Origin of the sequence: Hydrogenophaga sp. (genome assembly GCF_048549895.1) — a bacterium.
GTDB lineage: Bacteria > Pseudomonadota > Gammaproteobacteria > Burkholderiales > Burkholderiaceae_C > Hydrogenophaga.
In genome coordinates, this window is sequence record NZ_JBLYYB010000004.1 from 1 (window position 1) to 20,381 (window position 20,381).

At 65.1% G+C, this 20,381-nt stretch carries 18 protein-coding genes; 6 read left to right on the forward strand and 12 right to left on the reverse strand.

The genetic code is table 11. From position 1 onward, the window contains the following. Window positions 1–385 precede the first annotated feature (385 nt). The 5 genes from ACN4F8_RS00220 to ACN4F8_RS00240 all read right to left on the reverse strand — a co-directional run bounded on the left by ACN4F8_RS00220 (window position 386) and on the right by ACN4F8_RS00240 (window position 7,927). On the reverse strand, window positions 386–1,534 hold the full coding sequence (locus ACN4F8_RS00220; protein WP_419471730.1) for an aminotransferase class V-fold PLP-dependent enzyme: 1,149 nt from the start codon (window positions 1,532–1,534) through the stop codon (window positions 386–388). Window positions 1,535–1,622: 88 nt separating this feature from the next. Then, window positions 1,623–3,284: a Na/Pi cotransporter family protein gene (locus ACN4F8_RS00225; protein WP_419471731.1), complete on the reverse strand. Its 1,662-nt coding sequence runs from the start codon at window positions 3,282–3,284 to the stop codon at window positions 1,623–1,625. A gap of 68 nt (window positions 3,285–3,352) precedes the next feature. Beyond that, window positions 3,353–3,862: a signal peptidase II gene (gene lspA, locus ACN4F8_RS00230; protein ID WP_419471732.1), complete on the reverse strand. Its 510-nt coding sequence runs from the start codon at window positions 3,860–3,862 to the stop codon at window positions 3,353–3,355. After that, window positions 3,862–6,729, reverse strand: a complete 2,868-nt coding sequence (ileS, locus tag ACN4F8_RS00235) for an isoleucine--tRNA ligase (protein ID WP_419471733.1) — start codon at window positions 6,727–6,729, stop codon at window positions 3,862–3,864. The genes lspA and ileS overlap by 1 nt, the downstream gene beginning before the upstream one ends. A gap of 118 nt (window positions 6,730–6,847) precedes the next feature. Then, complete coding sequence (locus ACN4F8_RS00240; protein ID WP_419471734.1) at window positions 6,848–7,927, reverse strand: bifunctional riboflavin kinase/FAD synthetase; 1,080 nt, start codon at window positions 7,925–7,927, stop codon at window positions 6,848–6,850. A gap of 191 nt (window positions 7,928–8,118) precedes the next feature. Here ACN4F8_RS00240 and ACN4F8_RS00245 point away from each other — a divergent pair, with 191 nt between their 5' ends. Then, window positions 8,119–8,676, forward strand: a complete 558-nt coding sequence (locus ACN4F8_RS00245; RefSeq protein ID WP_069045493.1) for an HNH endonuclease — start codon at window positions 8,119–8,121, stop codon at window positions 8,674–8,676. Window positions 8,677–8,700: 24 nt separating this feature from the next. Here ACN4F8_RS00245 and ACN4F8_RS00250 read toward each other — a convergent pair whose 3' ends face one another. From ACN4F8_RS00250 to ACN4F8_RS00260, 3 genes are all read right to left on the reverse strand, one after another. Beyond that, entirely contained in the window at window positions 8,701–9,816 is a 1,116-nt protein-coding gene (locus ACN4F8_RS00250) for an acyl-CoA dehydrogenase family protein (protein ID WP_419471735.1), read from the reverse strand. A gap of 12 nt (window positions 9,817–9,828) precedes the next feature. Next, complete coding sequence (locus ACN4F8_RS00255; RefSeq protein WP_419471736.1) at window positions 9,829–11,010, reverse strand: acyl-CoA dehydrogenase family protein; 1,182 nt, start codon at window positions 11,008–11,010, stop codon at window positions 9,829–9,831. A 78-nt stretch (window positions 11,011–11,088) separates the two neighbouring features. Next, window positions 11,089–11,820: a YceH family protein gene (locus ACN4F8_RS00260; RefSeq protein WP_419471737.1), complete on the reverse strand. Its 732-nt coding sequence runs from the start codon at window positions 11,818–11,820 to the stop codon at window positions 11,089–11,091. 14 nt (window positions 11,821–11,834) lie between these two features. On the opposite strand from ACN4F8_RS00260, the gene purN reads away from it, so the two are divergent. Beyond that, window positions 11,835–12,425 (forward strand): phosphoribosylglycinamide formyltransferase, encoded by a 591-nt coding sequence (purN, locus tag ACN4F8_RS00265; protein WP_419471738.1) that lies wholly within the window; start codon window positions 11,835–11,837, stop codon window positions 12,423–12,425. Window positions 12,426–12,476: 51 nt separating this feature from the next. On the opposite strand, the gene ACN4F8_RS00270 is transcribed toward purN, so the two are convergent. Continuing rightward, window positions 12,477–14,096, reverse strand: coding sequence for a peptide chain release factor 3 (locus tag ACN4F8_RS00270; protein WP_419471739.1), 1,620 nt, complete (start codon window positions 14,094–14,096; stop codon window positions 12,477–12,479). A 34-nt stretch (window positions 14,097–14,130) separates the two neighbouring features. Between ACN4F8_RS00270 and ACN4F8_RS00275 the strand changes: the two genes are divergently transcribed. Then, complete coding sequence (locus ACN4F8_RS00275; protein WP_419471740.1) at window positions 14,131–15,399, forward strand: RsmB/NOP family class I SAM-dependent RNA methyltransferase; 1,269 nt, start codon at window positions 14,131–14,133, stop codon at window positions 15,397–15,399. Window positions 15,400–15,563: 164 nt separating this feature from the next. Further along, window positions 15,564–16,790, forward strand: coding sequence for an acyl-CoA desaturase (locus tag ACN4F8_RS00280; RefSeq protein ID WP_419471741.1), 1,227 nt, complete (start codon window positions 15,564–15,566; stop codon window positions 16,788–16,790). Window positions 16,791–16,907: 117 nt separating this feature from the next. On the opposite strand, the gene rpmG is transcribed toward ACN4F8_RS00280, so the two are convergent. The 3 genes from rpmG to trxB form a co-directional block, all read right to left on the reverse strand. After that, window positions 16,908–17,078, reverse strand: coding sequence for a 50S ribosomal protein L33 (gene rpmG, locus ACN4F8_RS00285; RefSeq protein WP_056269543.1), 171 nt, complete (start codon window positions 17,076–17,078; stop codon window positions 16,908–16,910). 12 nt (window positions 17,079–17,090) lie between these two features. Next, complete coding sequence (rpmB, locus tag ACN4F8_RS00290) at window positions 17,091–17,324, reverse strand: 50S ribosomal protein L28 (protein ID WP_124220509.1); 234 nt, start codon at window positions 17,322–17,324, stop codon at window positions 17,091–17,093. A 190-nt stretch (window positions 17,325–17,514) separates the two neighbouring features. Beyond that, entirely contained in the window at window positions 17,515–18,462 is a 948-nt protein-coding gene (gene trxB / locus ACN4F8_RS00295) for a thioredoxin-disulfide reductase (RefSeq protein ID WP_419471742.1), read from the reverse strand. A 151-nt stretch (window positions 18,463–18,613) separates the two neighbouring features. Here trxB and ACN4F8_RS00300 point away from each other — a divergent pair, with 151 nt between their 5' ends. Next, on the forward strand, window positions 18,614–19,288 hold the full coding sequence (locus ACN4F8_RS00300; protein WP_419471743.1) for a Crp/Fnr family transcriptional regulator: 675 nt from the start codon (window positions 18,614–18,616) through the stop codon (window positions 19,286–19,288). A 91-nt stretch (window positions 19,289–19,379) separates the two neighbouring features. Beyond that, the coding region (locus tag ACN4F8_RS00305) for a DNA translocase FtsK 4TM domain-containing protein (RefSeq protein WP_419471744.1) at window positions 19,380–20,381 on the forward strand (1,002 nt) is incomplete at its 3' end.

A 20,381-nucleotide genomic window follows, 5' to 3' on the forward strand; every position in this document is an offset into this window, starting at 1 on the left:
CTGACCGATGTGCGCAAGGCGCATGAGAGTCTTGAGGCTCGCTCCACCACGGGTTGCACGGTTTTGTTGCCGTGATGTAGCTGCCTGCAGTGTTGGTCGCCTGAGAGCCCAGGGCGATCGACTCCGCGAATGTCCCCCGGCGGCTGGAGCCGCCTCCTCCTTTATTTCGCTGCGTCGTTCGCCCTGTGCTCTCAGGCCGCGAGCGTCAGAGCAATCCAACGTTTGAACGCAAGCACGCCTTGGATCGGGGCGTGATGGCGCTCTGCGCAGCGAAATAAAGGAGGAGGGGCCAAAGGCCCCGGGGGACATTCGCGGAGCAGAGCGCCGTCATGCCCCGATCCCGCGAGGTAGACGACAGCAACGCTCAGCGAGCAACAACCTCAACTCAAGCAGGCTGCGCCTGCCGAGGCGCCACCTCAGCCAAAGCCCGCTCAAGATGCTGCAAGGTCGAAGGCACGTCGTGCCACTTGTCCAGGCCGAAGAGACCGATGCGGAAGGTCTTGAACTCGGGGCCTTCGTCGCATTGCAAAGGCACACCCGCGGCCGTCTGCAAACCCACCGCCAGAAACTTCTTGCTCGACTGAATCTCCGGGTCGGTGGTGTAGCTCACCACCACGCCCGGCGCCTGGAAACCCGAGGCCGCCACGCTGGGGAAACCATGGCGCTCCAACAGCGCGCGGACCTGTGACCCCAAAGCGATCTGCTCCTGGCGCACCCGCTCGACGCCATAGGCTTCGGTCTCCACCATCGTCTCGCGCAGCCGCGTGAGCGCGTCGGTGGGCAGGGTGGTGTGGTACGCGTGGCCGCCGCCCTCGTAGGTTTCCATGATCTGCAGCCACTTCTTCAGGTCCATGGCAAAGGTGGTGCTCTGTGTGGCGTCGATGGCGGCGCGTGCGCGTTCGCTCAGCATCACCATGGCGCAGCAGGGTGAGCTGCTCCAGCCCTTTTGCGGCGCCGAGATCAGGATGTCCACACCCGTGGCTTTCATGTCGACCCACATCGCGCCCGAGGCAATGCAGTCGAGCACGAACAGGCCACCGACCGCGTGCACGGCGTCACTCACGGCCTTCAGGTACCCGTCGGGCAGGATCATGCCGGCGGCGGTTTCCACGTGGGGAGCGAACACCAGCGCAGGCTTCTCGCGCGCGATGGTGGCCACCACTTCGTCAATGGGTGCCGGGGCCCAGGGGGCTTGTGAGCCTGCGCCGGTGCGCCGGGCTTTCATCACCGTGTGGCTGGTGGGGATGTTCCCCATGTCGAAGATCTGCGTCCAGCGGTAGCTGAACCAGCCGTTGCGGATGACGAGCACATGTTGGCCGTGGGCAAACTGCCGCGCCACCGACTCCATGCCGAAGGTGCCACTGCCGGGCACCAGCACCGCCGAGTGCGCGCCGTAGACGCGCTTGAGCATGGTCGAGATGTCGGTCATCACGCCCTGGAACCGTCTGGACATGTGGTTGAGCGCGCGGTCGGTGTAAACCACCGAAAACTCGAGCAGGCCATCGGGGTCGATGTGGGGCAGCAGTCCGGGCATGTTGTCTCCTGGCGGGTCGCAAAACGGAGAGCCAGCGTAGCACAGCACCCCTGTTTTCGCAGCCTCGCCGCACAAGGCCCGCAAGCGGTCAGAGGCGGCTGGCGTCCACCGCCGGTGGCTCGCGCAGGCGGCTGGGCGCGAGCACGCCGGCGCTGTCCAGGATGGGGTAGGCGATCGAGCAGATGTGCGAGTTGATGCGCTTCAAGTCGCTGATCAGATCGAGGTGCAGCGCGCTGGTGTCCATGCTTTGCTGGCTCATGTCGGACAAGCGGTCGAGGTGGGTGGCGGCGTAGGCACGTTCCTTGTCGCGAAAGCGCACCTTCTCTTCCAGCAGGCGCTGCGCGTCGCGCACATTGCCGTTGAGGAACACGCTCATGCCCAGGCGCAGGTTGTCGATCAGGCGCGCGTGCAGCTCGGTGATCTCGGCCATGCCGGCCTCGGAAAAGTCGCGACCCTTGCGGATCTTCTTGTCCTCGATGTCGAGCAACACGCGCTCCACCGTGTCGCCGATCTGCTCCATGTTGATGGTGAAGCTGATGATGTCGGTCCAGCGACGGCTCTCGGCTTCGCTGAGCTGCTGGCGCGAGATCTTGGTGAGGTAGTACTTGATGGCCGAGTACAGGCTGTCCACCGTGTCGTCGAGCTTGCGCAGGTCTTGTGCGAGCTTGAGGTCGTTGGTCTTGATCACGGTGACCACACCGCGCAACATGGTTTCAACCACATCGGCCTGGTGCATGGCTTCGCGCGCCGCGCACGAAATGGCCAGCGAGGGCGTGGCCAGGGCCGAGGGGTCGAGGTGGTTGGGCCGGTCCAGCGGGCCTTTGTTGGCCTGCAGCGGCAACAGCCGCTCCACCAGCCGGGCCACCGGTTGCGTGAGGCCGATGAACACCGCGCCCACCAGGAGGTTGAAGCTCAGGTGGAACAGCACGGTGAGCGTGGCCGGGTCCTGCACCAGCGGCTGCATGAAGCCCAGCCAGGTGGGGATGAGCCAGATGGCAATGGCCACGCCGAACACCTTGAAGAGCAGGTTGCCCAGCGGCACCTGGCGTGTGCTCACGCCCGACTTGGCGGTGGTGATCACGGCCAGCAGGCCACTGCCCAGGTTGGCACCCAGCACGATGCCCAGCGCCACATCGAGCCCCACCACCTGCAGTGCCAGCGTGGAGGCGAGCAACACCACCGCCAAGCTTGAATACGCCACCACCGCCAACGCAGCGCCCAGCAGGATTTCCAGCAAGCGGTCGCTGGCAAGCGATTCCAGCATCAGCTGCACCGCCGGGTTTTGCGTGAGCACGTTGGTGGCGCCCGAGATCAGCTGCAAGGCCAGCAGCATCAGGCCCAGGCCGATCAGCACGCGCCCGAAGTCGCCGGTGGACGTGCCCTGGCGCGAGATGAACAACGTGACGCCGAGGAAGATGAACAGCGGCGAGAGCCACGACAGGTCGAAGGAAAACACCACCGCCATCAGGCTGGTGCCGATGTCGGCACCCAGCATCACGGCCAGCGCGGCGGGCAGTGCGATCAGCCCACGGCCCACGAAGGACGCGGTGATGAGCGCGGTGGCGGTGCTGGACTGCACCAGGGCCGTGACGCCCAGGCCCGAGAGCGCTGCGGTGAAGCGGTTGCCCATGCTCGCGGCCAGCACCTGGCGCAGGTTGCTGCCGAAGACGCGCAGAACGCCGTTGCGCACCAGGTGCGTGCCCCAGACGAGCAGGGCGATGGCCGCCAGAAGGTCCAACAGGTGTTTCATGGACGGAAGTTATACGCCCGCGTGCAACGTGATTCGGGCTGTGTGGCCGCGCGGTGCGGGCCGCCGGGTCAGCGGCTGCGCCGCCAGCGCAGGATTTCGTCGAGGATCAGCGAGACCGCGCCCACGGTGATGCCCGCGTCGGCGATGTTGAAGGCCGGAAAGTGCCCGCCCGGGAACATGCCGGCGAGCACGCCCCAGTGAAAGTCCAGCCAGTCGACCACATAGCCGTGGACCAGGCGGTCGACCACATTGCCGATGGCGCCACCCAGGATGCAGGCCAGCGCGAACGCGAACAGTTTCTCGCCCGGGTGCGTGCGCAGCATCCACACGATGAACACCGACGCTGCCACACCCACCCCGGTGAAGAACCAGCGCTGCCAGCCACCGGCCTCGGCGAGGAACGAGAAGGCCGCGCCGGTGTTGTGCACGCGCACGACGTTGAAGAAGCTGGTGATGAAGGTGCTTTCACCGAGCTGGTAGTTGGCCAGGATCAGCAGCTTGGTGACCTGGTCGGCCGCCAAGAGCAGGGCGGCGAGCCCGAGCCAGGGCCAGATGCCACGCGTTGGGGCGTTGCTCATCAGGCCACCCAACGGGTTTCACCCGCGCCGAAGAGGTTGCTGGTGCAGCGGCCGCAGAGCGTGGGGTGCGCAGCGTCCACACCCACGTCGTCGCGGTAGTGCCAGCAGCGCTCGCATTTGGCGGCGGTGGCCGGGATCACATCCACCTTCGCATCGCCTTCGAGCAAGGCCACCGTTGACACGATCAGCACGAACTTGAGGTCGTCGCCGAGCGAGGCCAGCAGCGCGAGGTCGTCGGCCGGCACGGTGAGTTGCACCGTGGCCTGCAGCGACGAGCCCACACCGCCAGCCGTGCGCACCGTTTCGATCTCCTTGTTCACGGTTTCGCGCACCGCGCGGATGCGCGACCACTTGGCCAGCAGCGCGTCGTCCACCTCGGGCAGCTTCGCAAAGGTCTCGAAAAAGATCGAACCCTGGTTCTGCGCACCGGCCAGCACGGGCCAGGCTTCTTCGGCCGTGAAGCTGAGGAAGGGCGCCATCCAGCGCAGCATGGCGTGGGTGATCTGGTGCAGCGCGGTCTGTGCGCTGCGCCGCGCGAGGCTGCCGGGTGCGGTGGTGTAGAGCCGGTCCTTGAGCACGTCGAGGTAGAACGCACCCAGGTCTTCCGAGCAGTACACCTGCAGCTTGGCCACCACCGGGTGGAACTCGTACACGGCGTAATGCGCCAGCACCTCGGCCTGGAACTGCGCCGCGCGCGCCAGCGCGTAGCGGTCGATTTCCAGCATCTGGTCCAGCGGCACGGCGTCCTTGGCGGGGTTGAAGTCGCTCACGTTGGCGAGCAGAAACCGCAGCGTGTTGCGGATGCGGCGGTAAGCGTCGACCACGCGGGCGAGGATCTTGTCGTCGATGTTGAGGTCGCCCGAGTAGTCGGTGCTGGCCACCCACAGGCGCACGATCTCGGCGCCCAGCTTGCTCGTGACGCTTTGCGGCTCCACCGTGTTGCCCAGGCTCTTGCTCATCTTGCGGCCTTGGCCGTCGGTGGCGAAACCGTGGGTCAGCAGGCCTTTGTAGGGCGCGCGGTCATAGAGCGCGCAGCCCAGCAGCAGCGAGCTGTGGAACCAGCCGCGGTGCTGGTCGTGGCCTTCAAGGTATAGGTCGGCCTCGGGGCCTTCTGTGTGGAACGCGCCATTGGGGTAGGCGTTGGCGTGGCTGCCGCGCAGCACGTGCCAGAAGGTGGAGCCGGAATCGAACCACACCTCCAGGATGTCGGTGCTCTTGGTGTAGTGCGGTGCGTCGGTGGCGCCCAGGATGTCTTCCGACGTCACACGGCTCCAAGCCTCGATGCCGCCCTGCTCGACGATGTCGGCCGCCTGGTCGAGGATCTCCATGGTGCGCGGGTGCAGTTCACCGCTGTCCTTGTGCAGGAAAAACGGCACCGGCACGCCCCAGCTGCGCTGGCGGCTGATGCACCAGTCGGGCCGGTTGGCGATCATGTCGCGCAGGCGGGTGCGGCCGTTCTCGGGGTAGAAGCGGGTGGCGTCGATGGCGTCGAGTGCCAGCTGGCGCAGCGTCTTGGGTGCTTTGTCTTTGGTGAACACCCCCACGCCTTCGTCCATGCGCACGAACCACTGCGCTGCCGCGCGGTAGATCACCGGCGTCTTGTGGCGCCAGCAGTGCGGGTAGCTGTGGGTGATGGTTTGCGTGGCCATGAGGCGCCCGGCGGCTTTGAGCGCTTCCAGGATCACCGGCACGGCTTTCCAGATGTGCAGGCCACCGAAGAGAGGCCAGTCGGCCGCGTAGGCACCGTTGCCCTGCACCGGGTTGAGGATGTCGTCGACCGACATGCCGTGCGCCACGCAGGAGTTGAAGTCGTCCACGCCGTAGGCCGGCGAGGAGTGCACGATGCCGGTGCCGTCGGCATCACTCACGTACTCGGCCAGGTACATGGGCGAGAGGCGGCGGTAGCCGGCGTCCGCGTCGAACAGCGGGTGGCGGAAGTTCAGGCCGCCCAGGGCCTTGCCCGGCGCGGTGGCGATCACGGTGCCGGTGAGGCCGAAGCGCTCCAGGCATTTTTCGACCAAGGTTTCGGCCAACACCAGGCAGCCCATGGGCGTGTCGACCAGGGCGTAGGTGAACTCGGGGTGGGCGTTGAGCGCCTGGTTGGCCGGGATGGTCCAGGCGGTGGTGGTCCAGATGACGGCGAAGGCGGACTTGCCCGCGGGCAGAGCGCCCAGGCCGAAGGCTGCTGCGAGCTTCGCACCGTCGTCCGCCTCGAAGGCCACGTCCAGCGTTTCGCTTTTCTTGTCGGCGTATTCGATCTCGAACTCGGCCAGCGAGGAGCCGCAGTCGAAGCACCAATACACCGGCTTCAAGCCGCGGTACACGAAACCACGCTCGATCACGCGTTTGAACGCGCGGATTTCGCCCGCTTCGTTGGCCGGGTCCATGGTGCGGTAGGGGCGCTCCCAATCACCCAACACGCCCAGGCGCTTGAAGTCCTCGCGCTGCTGGCCGATCTGCTCGGTGGCAAACGCGCGGCTCTTGGCCTGCATGTCGTCACGGCCGAGGTTGCGGCCGTGCAGTTTTTCGATCGCGTTTTCGATCGGCAGACCGTGGCAGTCCCAGCCGGGGATGTACTGCGCGTCAAAGCCCGAGAGCTGGCGGCTCTTGACGATCATGTCTTTCAGCACTTTGTTCAGCGCATGGCCGATGTGCAGCTTGCCGTTGGCGTACGGCGGGCCGTCGTGCAGCACGAACAGCGGTGCGCCGGCACGCGCGTCGCGCAGGCGCTTGTAGAGGCCGCCTTCGTTCCAGCTGTCGACCCAGCCCGGCTCGCGCTTGGGCAAATCCCCGCGCATCGGGAACGGGGTGTCGGGCAGGTTCAGGGTGCTGCGGTAGTCGGCGGCAGCGGGGGTGGATTCAGACATGGCGGGATTCCGTGGTGGCTTCGACAAGCTCAGCCCGAACGGGGGAGTGAGGGGAGACAGAAAGAGACACCGTTCGCCCTGAGCCTGTCGAAGGGCAGCGACCGGATAGACGCGAGGTCTAAATTCGGTCGCGCGTGGTCTGGCGGTGGGTTTGGGTGTGCAGCGAGGCGAAGAAGGCGCGTGCGTCGTCGCAGTCGCGCGCGATGCCCTGGGTCAGGGCGTCCAGACTGTCGTATTTCAGCTCGTCATGCAGTTTGTGCAGCAGTTCCACGCGGACGATTTTACCGTAGGCCTCCCCGCCGGGCAGGCTCTCGGCCAGAGCCCGGGGCCAGTCGAGGCAATGGGTTTCGAGCAGCACGCGCCCGCCGTTCACGTCATCGGGGTCGAGCGAGGGCCGCACGCCGAGGTTGGCCACACCGGGCAGGGGCGCCGAATCGGCATGGGGGCCGAGGCCATGCACCAGCACCGCGAAGATGCCGCTGGCCGCGGGCTTCCAGTGGGCAAAGCGCAGGTTGAGCGTGCGAAAACCATCGCCGCGCCCCGGGGCGCTCTCGGCCAACTGGCGGCCGAGCTTGCGCCCGTGCACCACGTGGCCGCTGATGCTGTAGGGCCGCCCGAGCAGGGCCGCCACGTCTTCCATGCGGCCGGCGCCCAGCGCCTGTCGCACGGCCGAGCTGGACACGCGCAGGCCGTGCACCTCGTAGCTCTGCATGCGCGCCACGTCAAAGCCCAGGTGGTTGCCGGCAGCGTCCAGCATGGCGTAGTCGCCCGCGCGTTTGGCGCCGAAGCGGAAGTCATCGCCCACCAACACGTATTTCACGCCCAGCGAGCCGACCAGGATGTCTTCAATGAAGGCCTGCGGCGTTTGTGCGGCGAGCTGCGCGTTGAAGGGCAGCACCACACATTCGTCCACGCCGCAGCGCTCCAACTCCTGCAGCTTGTCGCGCAGGGTGGCGATGCGCGCGGGCGCCAGGTCGGGCTGGTGGTGCAGGGCAGCAAAGTAGTCGCGCGGGTGTGGCTCGAAGGTCATCACGCAGCTGGGCACGCCACGGTGCCGGGCTTCGTTGTTGAGCAGCGCCAGCATGGCCTGGTGGCCGCGGTGCACGCCGTCGAAATTGCCGATGGTGAGCGCGCAGCCGCCACGCGCCGCCAGTGGGTTGCCAGGGAGACGGCCACGCAAGCCGCGAAAGATTTTCATGCCGGATCGGTGGGGTGAGGGTGCTCTTGCAAGCCCGCTGGCGGTGGGGAATGTGCCTGTTTGACGGGCTGCGTCATCAAAGCGCGCTATATTGACACACGACGATACACGTGCGCGGGTGCCACCTGCAGGCCGTGTCGGGCCTCCCGAGGCCTGTTTTCCGGTGATGCCATTGCACAAAGGAGTCCGTCTTGAAGGTCTTGAAGCTCTCAGCCCAGGGTCTGCCGCAGTCGTGGATCAGCCTTGAAGAAGCCGTCCTGCACTACGCGGCGGATGAAGTGCGCTGGGAGATGGGGGCCGAGATCGCGGTGTTTCATGGCGGGCACAACGCGATCACCGGACGCCAGTCCGTCATCAACGTCAATTCCATCATCGGCACCCAGGGCGTGCCGCGCATCAACCCCTTTGACCTGCGACCCACGCTGACCAACAGCAAGCTGTTTGCGCGCGACCGCAACGTGTGCGCCTACTGCGGCGAGCATTTCCACGAAGAAGAGCTGACCCGCGAACACATCGTGCCGCTGGGCCAGAACGGGCGCGACCTCTGGATGAACGTGGTCACCGCCTGCCGCTCGTGCAACCACCGCAAGGGCAACCGCACGCCCGAGCAGGCCCACATGGGGCTGCTGTACGCGCCCTACGTGCCCAGCCTGTGGGAAGACTTCATCCTTCGCAACCGCCGCATCCTTGCGGACCAGATGGAGTTTTTGATGTCGCACCTGCCGAAGACCTCACGCCTTCACGCCTGAGGTAGCTTCGCCAGGCGGATCGGCTCAGGCAAACACGCCGGCTGTGTCCTGCATCCGTGCGGACACCTCACCGAGGTGGTGCAGGCTGTCGCCGAAGGTCATCTCCAGCTGGGTCAACTTCTTGAAGTAGTGGCTCACGATGTATTCGTCTGTCACGCCGATGCCGCCGTGCAACTGCACCGCCTGCTGGCCCACGAAGCGCATGGACGTGCCCAGCTGCACCTTGGCGCGCGCCATGGCCGCGCGGCGCTCGGGCGCCGGCGCATTGAGCTTGAGGCTGGCGTAGTAGCTCATGGAGCGTGCCAATTCCAGCTGCATCTTCATGTCGGCCACACGGTGGCGCAGCGCCTGGAAGGTGGCGATGGCCACGCCGAACTGCTTGCGCGTGTTCATGTACTCGACTGTGATGGCCACGGTCTTGTCCATCACCCCCACGGCTTCGGCGCAGGTGGCGGCGATGCCGATGTCCACGCCGTGTTCCAGTGCTGTCAGTCCATCGGCGGTGATCAACTGGGCCGGCGCGTCCTTCAGCGTCAGGTCACCGGCGCGGCCGCCGTCCTGCGTGTGGTGGCCGCGGGTGCTCACGCCAGCGGCGGTGCGCTCCACCAGGAACAGGGCGAGCTTGCCACCCGCCATGGCGGGCACCACAAACGCATCGGCCTGGTCGGCAGCGGGCACCACGTTCTTGGTGCCTGAAAGCGTCCAGCCACTGCCGGCCTGCGTGGCGGTGGTTGCGCACACATCGAGCTGGTAGCGCGCCTTGCGTTCCTGGTGCGCGAGCACCACCAGCGCTTCACCCGAGGCGATGCGGGGCAACCACGCGGCCTTGAGTTCGGCCGGGGCATAACCGCCGAGCACACCCGAGGTGATGAGCGTCTGCGCCAGCGGTTCCAGCACGATGCCGCTGCCCAGTTGTTCCATCACCACCATGCCCTCGATGGGGCCCATGCCCATGCCGCCGTCGTCTTCGCTCACATACAGGCCGGCCAGGCCGAGCTCGGCGAGTTCGTTGTAGGCCGCGCGGTCAAAGCCGCCCGCGGTCACGATGGCGGTGTGGCGCTCGAATGTGTAGGCCTTCTCCACCCACTTTTGAACGGCGTCGCGCAGCGCGCTTTGGTCGTCGGAAAAATCGAAGTCCATCTTTGAATCTCCTCAGCCGAGCACGGTTTGCGCGACGATGTTGCGTTGCACTTCGTTGCTGCCACCGTAGATGGTGGTCTTGCGCATGTTGAAGTAGGTCGATGCGAGCGGCGCGTTGGCGTTGACGCCGCCGGGGAAGTCGCCTTGCCAGCCGGCTTCCATGGCTTCTTCAATGAAGGGCAGGCTGTAGGGGCCGGCGGCCAGCATCATGAGTTCGCTGTAGCGCTGCTGGATTTCGCTGCCCTTGATCTTGAGAAGGCCGGCAATGTCGAGCGAGTTCTTGCCCGATTTTTCGGCCGACAGCACGCGCAGCACCATCATCTCAAGCGCGACCACGTCGACTTCGAGCAGGGCGATCTGGTCGCGGAAACGCAGGTCGTCCCACACGCCTTCGGCCTTGGCGATGCGCTTCAAGCGCTCCAGCTCGCGCTTGGCGCGGTTCACGTCGGCGATGTTGGTGCGCTCGTGGCTCAGCAGGTGCTTGGCGTAGGTCCAGCCCTTGTTCTCTTCACCGATCAGGTTCTCGGCTGGCACTTCGACGTTGTCGAACCACACTTCATTGACCTCGCACTCGCCGTCGAGCAGCTTGATGGGCCGCACCGAGACACCGGGCGACTTCATGTCGATCAACAGGAAGGAGATGCCGGTCTGCGGCTTGCCCTCGGTGCTGGTGCGCACCAGGCAGAAGATCCACTCGCCGTACTGACCCAAGGTGGTCCAGGTCTTCTGGCCGTTGACGATGTACTTGTCGCCTTGGCGCTCGGCGCGGCATTTCACCGAGGCCAGGTCCGAGCCCGAGCCCGGTTCGCTGTAACCCTGGCTCCACCACACGTCACCGCTGGCAATACCGGGCAAAAAGCGCTCTTGCTGCGCCTTGTTGCCGAAGGCCATGATCACGGGCGCCACCATCACCGGGCCGAAAGGCACCACGCGCGGCGCGCCGGCCAGGGCACATTCTTCTTCGAACAGGTGCTTCTGCACCGCGTTCCAGCCCGGGCCACCGAATTCCTTGGGCCAGCCCCAGCCGAGCCAGCCCTTTTTGCCGAGGATCTTGGCCCAGCGCTGCATGTCGTCGCGTGACAGGCGCAACGCGTTGTGGACCTTGTGGGCGATGTCGGCGGGCAGGTTGGCCTTGACCCAGCCGCGGATCTCCTCGCGAAACGCCTGCTCTTCGGGCGTGAATGCCAAATCCATGGGGTGTCTCCTGGTGGCCGCCACGGGAATGTGCCGGCAAATTGAACAACGCCGAGCAGTTTGGCACGACCGTTCGTTTTATCGCTGTCCGGGCTGCGACAAGCCGAGTTGTTCGTTCAGATTTTGCAGCTGGTCCTGCAGCGCGGCCACGGTGTTTTCCAGCGTGGTCACGCGGCGCGTGAGGTGGATCAACTCGTCTTCGGTGGCGGCGCTCGCGTTGTTTTGCGGGCTCTGCATCAGCAACGAAGCGTCCACCGGGCCACACAGCAAGTGGGCCCAGCGCTGCTCGCGAGCGCCGGGTGCGCGCGGCAGTTTCACCACCAGCGCGCCGCCTTTGTCTTCGCTGCGTTCCTGCAGCTCTTCCAGAAAGGCGTCGACCGAGGCGATGTCGAGGAATTTGTACCAGCGCTCGGTGTTGAGCCGCAGTTCACCGGCCGTCTGCGGTCCGCGCAGCATCAGCATGCCCAGCAGCACGGCCGATTGTTCGGGCACGGCCACCGCGCGCATGAAGTTGTGCTCGTAGCGCGACACGCGGCTGCCGCTGCTCTCCAGCACCAGGTGCAGGGCGCGCAAGGCGTCCAGCGCTTCGAGCACGGCGGCGTCGGCCAGGTTCATCACCGGCTCGCGGCTGGACTTCTGGTTGCAGCCGGTCACCAGCGTGTTGAGAGTGAGCGGGTAGCTGTCGGGCACGGTGCGCGCCTTCTCCATCAGCGTGCCGAGCACGCGGGCCTCGGTGAGCGCGAGCGGGCGCTGTTGAAAATCGTGGCCGCGCGGGCGGCTGCTTGAAGGGGTTTGCTGGTCTGAGGTCATTACACTTCCCGGCCATGTCTGGCGTGAACAAAAACATCGTGATTCTGATCTCCGGGAGCGGCTCGAACATGGCCGCCATCGTGGAGACATCCCTCAAAGAGCGCTGGCAAGCTCGCTTCAAGGCGAGCGTCGTTGCGGTGATCAGCAACAAGGCCGGTGCCCAGGGGCTGGCATGGGCCCAAGAACAGGGCATCGCAACGGCCTCGCTGGACCACACGGCCTACGACAGCCGAGACGCCTTTGACGCCGCGCTGATGGCCGAGATTGATCGCCATGCCCCCACGCTCGTGGTGCTGGCGGGTTTCATGCGCATCCTCACGCCCGGCTTCGTGCAGCACTACGAGGGCCGGCTGGTCAACATCCACCCCAGCCTGCTACCGGCGTTCACGGGCCTGAAGACGCACCAGCGCGCCATCGACATGGGTTGCCGCTTCGCCGGCGCTACCGTGCACCGGGTGACCAGCGAACTCGACCACGGCGAGATCTTGGACCAAGCGGTGGTGCCGGTGTTGCCAGGGGACACGGCCGAGACGCTGGCGGCGCGGGTGCTGACGCAGGAACACGTCATCTACCCGCGTGCGATCGAAAAACTGCTCTCCGCCTGAAGTGCTTTGCGCCCTCTCCCGCTGGGAGAGGGCTGGGGTGAGGGCGCGCCTTCAAACCCCTTTCGCGAACACCAGCCCCGCGTGCTCCCGCATCGCGTGGAACTTGATCTTCGGCCAGTTCGCCTCCACCGCGCGCAGCGTGGCCGCGTGGTCGACCAGCAGCGTGGGCGCGTCCACGGCGTCCAGCGCCACGCGGTGGCTGTTGGCGTCGATGAATTTTTTGAGCTCGATCTCGCCGCCGTCCTCAGGCGCACAGGTCACCCAGCGCGCCACCTGGTAGGGGCTGTTCATGATGCGGGCCTTCACACCGTATTCGTGCTCCAACCGGTGCGCCACCACCTCGAACTGCAGCTGCCCCACGGCACCCAGCAGCAGCACCGAGCCCGCGACCGGGCGAAACACCTGGATCGCGCCCTCTTCGCCGAGCTGCGTCAGGCCCGAGCGCAACTGCTTGCTGCGCAGCGGGTCGGCCACTTCCACGCTGCGGATGATTTCCGGCGCGAAGAAGGGCAGGCCGGTGAACTGCAGGCTCTCGCCTTCGGTCAGCGTGTCGCCCAACTGCAGCACGCCGTGGTTGGGGATGCCGATGATGTCGCCGGCAAAGGCTTCGTCCAGCAGCTCGCGCCGTTGCGACAGAAAGCTCACCACGGTGTTGGGGCGCAGGTCCTTGCCCGAGCGCACCACCTTGAGCTTCATGCCGCGCTCGAAATGGCCGCTGGCCACCCGCACGAACGCAATGCGGTCGCGGTGCGCCGGGTCCATGTTGGCCTGGATCTTGAAGACCACGCCGCTGAATTTCGGCTCGTCGGGGCGCACCGTGCGTTGCATCGCGGGGCGGTCGCCGGGCGGCGGTGCCAGGTCCACCAGCGCGTCGAGCACCTCGCGCACGCCGAAATTGTTCACCGCCGAGCCGAACAGCATGGGTGTCTGGCGGCCTGCGAGGAACTCTGCTTCGTCAAACGCGGGTGATGCGCCTGCCACCAGCTCCAGCTCGTCGCGCGCCTGTTCGAACTCCGAGCCGAAGCGCTTCACGCTCTCGGGGTTGTTCAGGCCCACCAACACGTCCTCGTCGCCGCCACGGCGGTCTTCACCGGCGGCGAACACGCGCATCTGGTCGGTGCGGCGGTCGAACACACCTCGGAAGGTCTTGCCCATGCCCACGGGCCAGGTGAAGGGCACCACCGTCATGCCCAGTTCGCGTTCCAGCTCGTCCATCAGGTCCAGCGGGGCCTGCACCTCGCGGTCCATCTTGTTCACGAAGGTCAAGATCGGCGTGTTGCGCGCACGGCAGACCTGCAGCAGGCGCCGCGTCTGCGGCTCCACGCCGTTGCCCGCGTCGATCACCATCAAGGCGGCGTCCACGGCGGTGAGCACACGGTAGGTGTCTTCAGAAAAGTCCTGGTGACCTGGCGTGTCCAGCAGGTTGATCACGCAGTCGCGGTATTCCATCTGCATCACCGACGATGCGACCGAAATGCCCCGCTGTTTCTCGATCTCCATCCAGTCGCTGGTGGCGTGACGCGCGGCCTTGCGCGCCTTCACGCTGCCGGCGATGTTGATCGCGCCGGAGAACAGCAGCAGCTTCTCGGTGAGGGTGGTTTTGCCCGCGTCGGGGTGGGAAATGATGGCGAAGGTGCGGCGGCGGCGCACCTGTTGGGAAAGTTCGGACATAGCCGCTGATTATCGACGGAGGACAATACGGGCCATGCATCCAAAAGCCCTCCTGGACGAAAGCGCCATCCTGATCGAACAGGTCTTCAAGTTCGAACACCCCACCGACGCCGTCGTCGCCCGCCACTTTCGTGAGAACCGTTCACTCGGTTCCCGCGAGCGCGCCACGCTGTCCGACACCGTCTATTCCATCCTGCGCCAACGCCTGAAACTGGAATGGCTGGCCCGCTCGGGCAGTGGCTCCAAGTGGCGCCGGCTGGCGATCCTGGCGTTTCCGGGCGATCGGGATTTCATCAAGAGCGCACTGACCGACGCTGAGAAAACCTGGCTCGACCACTGCGACGCCGTCACCGACGCCGACCTGATGGCGCAGCACCGCCACAACCTGCCCGAGTGGCTCGCCACCGCGTTGCGCGAGCAAGTGGGCAGCGAATTTGATGCCTTGGTGGCCAGCCTGAACCAGCCCGCGCTGCTGGACCTGCGGGTGAACCTGCTGAAAGCCAAGCGCGAAGCGGTGCTGGCCTCGTTGCACAAAGCCGGTCTGACCGGTGTTGCCACGCCGTATTCGCCGCTGGGCATCCGCCTGCAGGGCAAACCGTCGCTGGCCAAGTTGCCCGCCTTCACCGAGGGCGAGGTCGAGGTGCAGGACGAAGGCTCGCAGCTGCTGGCCCTGCTGCTGGACGCCAAGCGCGGCGAGATGGTGGTGGACTTTTGCGCCGGCGCCGGCGGCAAGACCCTGGCCATTGGTGCCGCCATGCGCAACAGCGGGCGGCTCTACGCGTTTGACACCTCCGGCCACCGGCTCGATGCACTCAAACCGCGCCTGGCGCGCAGCGGCCTGTCCAACGTGCACCCGGTGGCCATTGCCCACGAACGTGATGACCGCATCAAACGCCTGGCAGGCAAGATCGACCGCGTGCTGGTCGACGCCCCGTGTTCGGGCCTGGGCACACTGCGGCGCAGTCCCGACCTGAAGTGGCGCCAGAACCCCCAGACCGTGGCGGCGCAGGCCGAGTTGCAGCTGGCCATCCTGAACAGCGCGGCGCGCCTGCTCAAGCCGGGTGGGAGGCTGGTCTACGCCACCTGCAGCTTGTTGAAACAGGAGAACGAGAACGTCTGCGCGGCCTTTGAGTCGGTCCACGCCGACTTTGAGACGCTCCCTGTGTCCAGTTTGCTGGACACCGCGCAGGTCAAAGATGCCACCTCACTGTGCCAGGGTGACGAAGGGCGCTGGCTCCGCTTGTGGCCGCATCGGCATGCTACGGATGGCTTCTTTGCCGCCGTCTGGCGGAAAAAGCCTTGAAATGCCGCCAATTCACTTGATCTGGGGCAGTAGTTTCCACATGGGAGGTCGGTTGTGGGTTGGTGATTGCGACCCCCGCCCTTAAAATCGTGGTTTCTCTGCTCCGGGTGTTCTGGAGCCCACTCGGTATCCATCCGCGCCCTTGAGCGTTTATTGGGAAATCAATGTTTTCTTCCGACTTCGGCATTTTTTCGTCCATCTGGGACGGCCTTATCCAGTTTCTTGCACACGGTGTGACCGGTGCAACTTGGTGGCAAACCATGATCGTGGCCTTGGTGTTCACCCACATCACCATCGCCAGCGTCACCATTTACCTGCACCGCCACCAGGCCCATCGCTCGCTGGACCTGCACCCGATCGCATCGCACTTCTTCCGTTTCTGGCTCTGGATGACCACCGGCATGGTCACCAAGGAGTGGACCGCCATACACCGCAAGCACCACGCCAAGTGCGAACACGAAGGTGACCCGCACAGCCCCGTGGTGTTCGGCATCAAGAAGGTGTTCTTTGAAGGCAGCGAGCTGTATCGCGCCGAGGCGAAAAACCAGGAAACCCTGGACCGCTACGGCCACAACACGCCCAACGACTGGATCGAACGCGCGCTCTATACCGGCCGCTCGCGCCTGGGCGTGAGTCTCATGATGATCATCAACGTGGCGCTGTTTGGCGCGCTGGGCGTGACCGTGTGGGCCATCCAGATGATCTGGATCCCGATCACGGCCGCCGGCATCATCAACGGCATCGGTCACTGGTGGGGCTATCGCAACTTCGAAGCCACCGACGCCAGCACCAACGTGTCTCCTTGGGGCATCATCATTGGCGGTGAAGAGCTGCACAACAACCACCACACCTATCCCACGTCGGCCAAGCTGTCGGTGAAGCCCTACGAGTTCGACATCGGCTGGATGTACATCAGCATGCTTCGCTCGGTGGGTCTGGCTTCGGTCAAGAAGTTGCCGCCCAAGATGGCGTTTGGTGATGTGAAACCGGTGGCCGACGAGAAGACCCTGGAGGCGATCATCGCCAACCGTTACGAAGTGATGGCCGGTTATGCCCGCGAGATGCGCGCGGCCTGCAAGCGCGAGCTCGAGGCGTTGCAGCAACGCCGGGGCGACGCCACCGTGTTGCAGTCGGCTCGCCAGTGGTTGCACCGCGACGACGACAAGGTGCCCGCCAGCATCAAGCCCCAACTGGCCCAGGTGCGTGCCGAGCACCCCGTGCTCGACAAGATGGTGACCATGCGCGAAGAACTGCGCGCCCTGTGGTCCAGTACCACAGCCACCCGTGAGCAATTGGCGGCTGACCTGCAGGCCTGGTGCCGTCGGGCCGAGGAAAGCGGGATTGCTGCGCTGCGCGATTTCTCCATCCGCCTGCGTTCAGCCCACGCCTGAATCCGACCGCTCCAGAAAAACCACCCTGCGGGGTGGTTTTTTCATGGACGAACGGGTGTCGATGGCGCACAAAAAAGCCGCTGGGTGACAGCGGCTTTTTGTTGGAGGAAATCCAGCTTACTTCAGCTTGATTTCTTTGTAGTCCACGTGCTTGCGAGCTTTTGGATCAAACTTTTTGATCAGCATCTTCTCGGGCGTGGTCTTCTTGTTTTTGGTCGTGGTGTAGAAGTGGCCGGTTCCAGCGGTGGATTCCAGCTTGATCTTCTCACGTGCGCCTTTGGTTGCCATGTTCGGTTCTCCTTAAGCTTGACCGCGTGCGCGCAGGTCGGCGAGCACGGCGTCAATGCCGTTTTTGTCGATCAGGCGCAGAGCGGCGCTGGAGACGCGCAGACGCACCCAACGGTTTTCGCTCTCGACCCAGAAGCGGCGGTATTGCAGGTTCGGCAGGAACCGGCGCTTGGTTTTGTTGTTGGCGTGGGAAACATTGTTCCCGACCATGGGCTTCTTGCCCGTGACTTCGCAGACGCGTGCCATGAGGACACTCCGATCATTTCAAACAGCTGCGGACCACGACCGGAAGACATTCCGTGCCTGGCCACTCAGCCTCACCTCGCCAGGAAAGGGTGGCGGTAACCCGAATTTGCAGATGCGCCGGACGGACCGGTCAAACTCAGCAAAGCCCGCGATTATAGCCAATCGGCCATCTGGCGGGGTCTGCTGGCGTTCAGGACGCGTTCTGCTCCAGGAAACGCTGGGCGTCCAGCGCGGCCATGCAGCCGGTGCCGGCGCTGGTGATGGCCTGGCGGTAGACGTGGTCCTGCACATCGCCAGCGGCAAACACGCCGGGCACGCTGGTCATGGTGGCCATGCCCTGCAGGCCCGAGCGGGTGGTGATGTAACCGTCCTTCATGTCGAGCTGGCCCTTGAAGATGTCGGTGTTGGGCTGGTGGCCGATGGCGATGAAGCAGCCTTTGAGGGTGATGTCTTCGGTGGCGCCGGTTTTCACGCTTTTCAGGCGCACGCCGGTTACGCCGGTCTGGTCGCCCAGCACTTCGTCAAGCGTGCTGTGCAGCTTGAGTTCAATCTTGCCGGCGGCGACTTTTTCCATCAGCTTGTCGATCAGGATGGCTTCGGCCTTGAAGGTATCGCGGCGGTGCACCAGCGTGACCTTGCTGGCGATGTTGGAGAGGTACAGCGCCTCTTCCACCGCCGTGTTGCCACCGCCCACCACGCTGACTTCTTCCCCGCGGTAGAAGAAGCCGTCGCAGGTGGCGCAGCCCGACACGCCTTTGCCCATGAACGCTTCCTCGGACGGCAGGCCGAGGTACTTGGCCGATGCGCCGGTGGCGATGATGAGCGCGTCGCAGCTGTATTCACCGCTGTCACCCTTGAGCACAAAGGGGCGTTTGCTGAAGTCGACCGCGTTGATGTGGTCGAAGATCATTTCGGTCTTGAAGCGCTCGGCGTGTGCCTGAAAACGCTGCATCAGATCGGGCCCTTGCACACCGTCGGCGTCTGCGGGCCAGTTGTCCACGTCGGTTGTGGTCATGAGCTGGCCACCCTGTGCGATGCCGGTGATGAGCACTGGATTGAGGTTGGCGCGAGCGGCATACACCGCAGCGGTGTAGCCGGCGGGGCCGGAGCCGAGGATCAGTACTTTGGCGTGTTTCATGGTGCAAGTCCCCATCGCATTCAGGGGCAAGTGGTTTAGAGTCAGTGGTTATATTGGTGCGTCAGGTCGGCAGCCTGCGGGCAGGGGCCTTGACTTCAGGTCATTGTATGAAACGGCGCTGCTGGCGCTAACCAGAGCAAGGAATACACGCATGTCTCTCCTGTCCAATCTCGATCTGATCCGCCGGGTGCCGTTGTTTTCCACGCTGACCCAGGCGCAGGCCGAGTCGGTGGCCGACTCGGTGATCAAGCGGCGCTTCAAGCGCGGAGAGTGCATCGTCGAACAGGGCAAAAAATCGAACTGTCTGGCCATTGTGTTGACCGGGCGGGCCCGTGTGGTGACCACCGATTCGCGCGGTCGCGAGGTGATCCTGGCGACGATGAACCCCGGCGACTACGTGGGCGAAATGAGCCTGATCGACAACCAGCCGCATTCGGCCACGGTGCGCGCCGAGGTGCAGACCGATGTGTTGATCCTGGGCCGTGCCGAATTCGCCCGTTGCCTGCCTGAAAACAGCTCCATGGCTTACGCAGTGATGAAAGGCCTGGTGCAGCGCCTGCGCCACGCTGACCGCAAGATCGAATCGCTCGCTCTGATGGACGTGTACGGCCGGGTGGCGCGCGCGTTGCTGGAGTTTGCCCAGCCTGACAAGGACGGCCAGCTCACCATCAAGGACCGGGTGTCGCGCCAGGACGTGGCCAAGATGATCGGCGCTTCGCGCGAGATGGTCAGCCGCGTCATGAAAGACCTGGAGGACCGGGGCTTCATCGAGATGGCGGAAGACGGCAGCACCATCATCAAGGAACGGCTGAATTCCCTCGGCTGAACCGTTGGGCCACCGACGTGTGGCCGGGTCTGACGGACATGGGATCGGGGTGGGCTTGGGGTAAGCTTGCTGCTGGACATTTGAACAGCCCATGACCTACTCACTGAACACCCTCAACGCCGACCGTGCGGGTCAACCGCAGGTCGGCGTTTCCCGTTTTGCCCAGGAGATCGGCCTGGTGCTGGGTGCCGCCGCGTTGGCCTTCTGGCTGCTGGCTCTGCTGAGCCACTCGCTGGCCGATCCGGCGTGGAGCACCACCGGCACCGCCACCGAGGTGGGCAACTGGGGTGGACGGCTCGGTGCGCTGTTGGCGGACTGGAGTTATTACTTGTTCGGCTTTTCGGTCTGGTGGTGTTTCCTGACCGGTGTGAGGGCCTGGTTGTCGGCCTTGGCCGGCTGGATTCGCGGAACGCGCGCCGATGCGGGCGACGAACAGGATTCGCGCATCTGGCATCGCCCCTGGGCGCGCCGCGGGCTGTTCTGGCTGGCACTGATCACGCTGATGGCTGCGAGCACGGTGCTGGAGTGGAGCCGCCTCTACCGTCTGGAGGCGCTGCTGCCGGGCCACGCGGGCGGTGTGCTCGGCCATGGTCTCGGCGCGTTTTCCATGCGCTGGCTCGGATTCACCGGCTCGGCGCTGACCATGCTGGCTTTGCTGTTGGTGTGCCTGCCGAGCGTGTTCCGTTTTTCTTGGGGCCATTGGGCCGAAGAGGTTGGGCACACGCTGGACGGCTGGTTTGAAGCCCGACGTGAAAAGCGCGAAGCGGTGGAAGACCAGCGCATCGGCGAGCAGGCCGCGCGCGAACGCGAAGAGGTGGTGAAGGTTGAGCGGGTGGAGATTGAAGAACACCACGCAGTACCGGTGGTGATCGAGCCCACGCTGGTCGACGTGCCCAAGAGCGATCGTGTGGCCAAGGAGCGTCAGAAGCCGCTCTTCACCGAACTGCCCGACAGCAAGCTGCCGCAGGTGGACCTGCTCGACAGCGCGCCGGTGCACCAGGCCGGTGTGGACAGCCAGACGCTGGAGATGACCAGCCGCCTGATCGAGAAGAAGCTCAAGGATTTTGGTGTGGACGTGCGCGTGGTCGCCGCA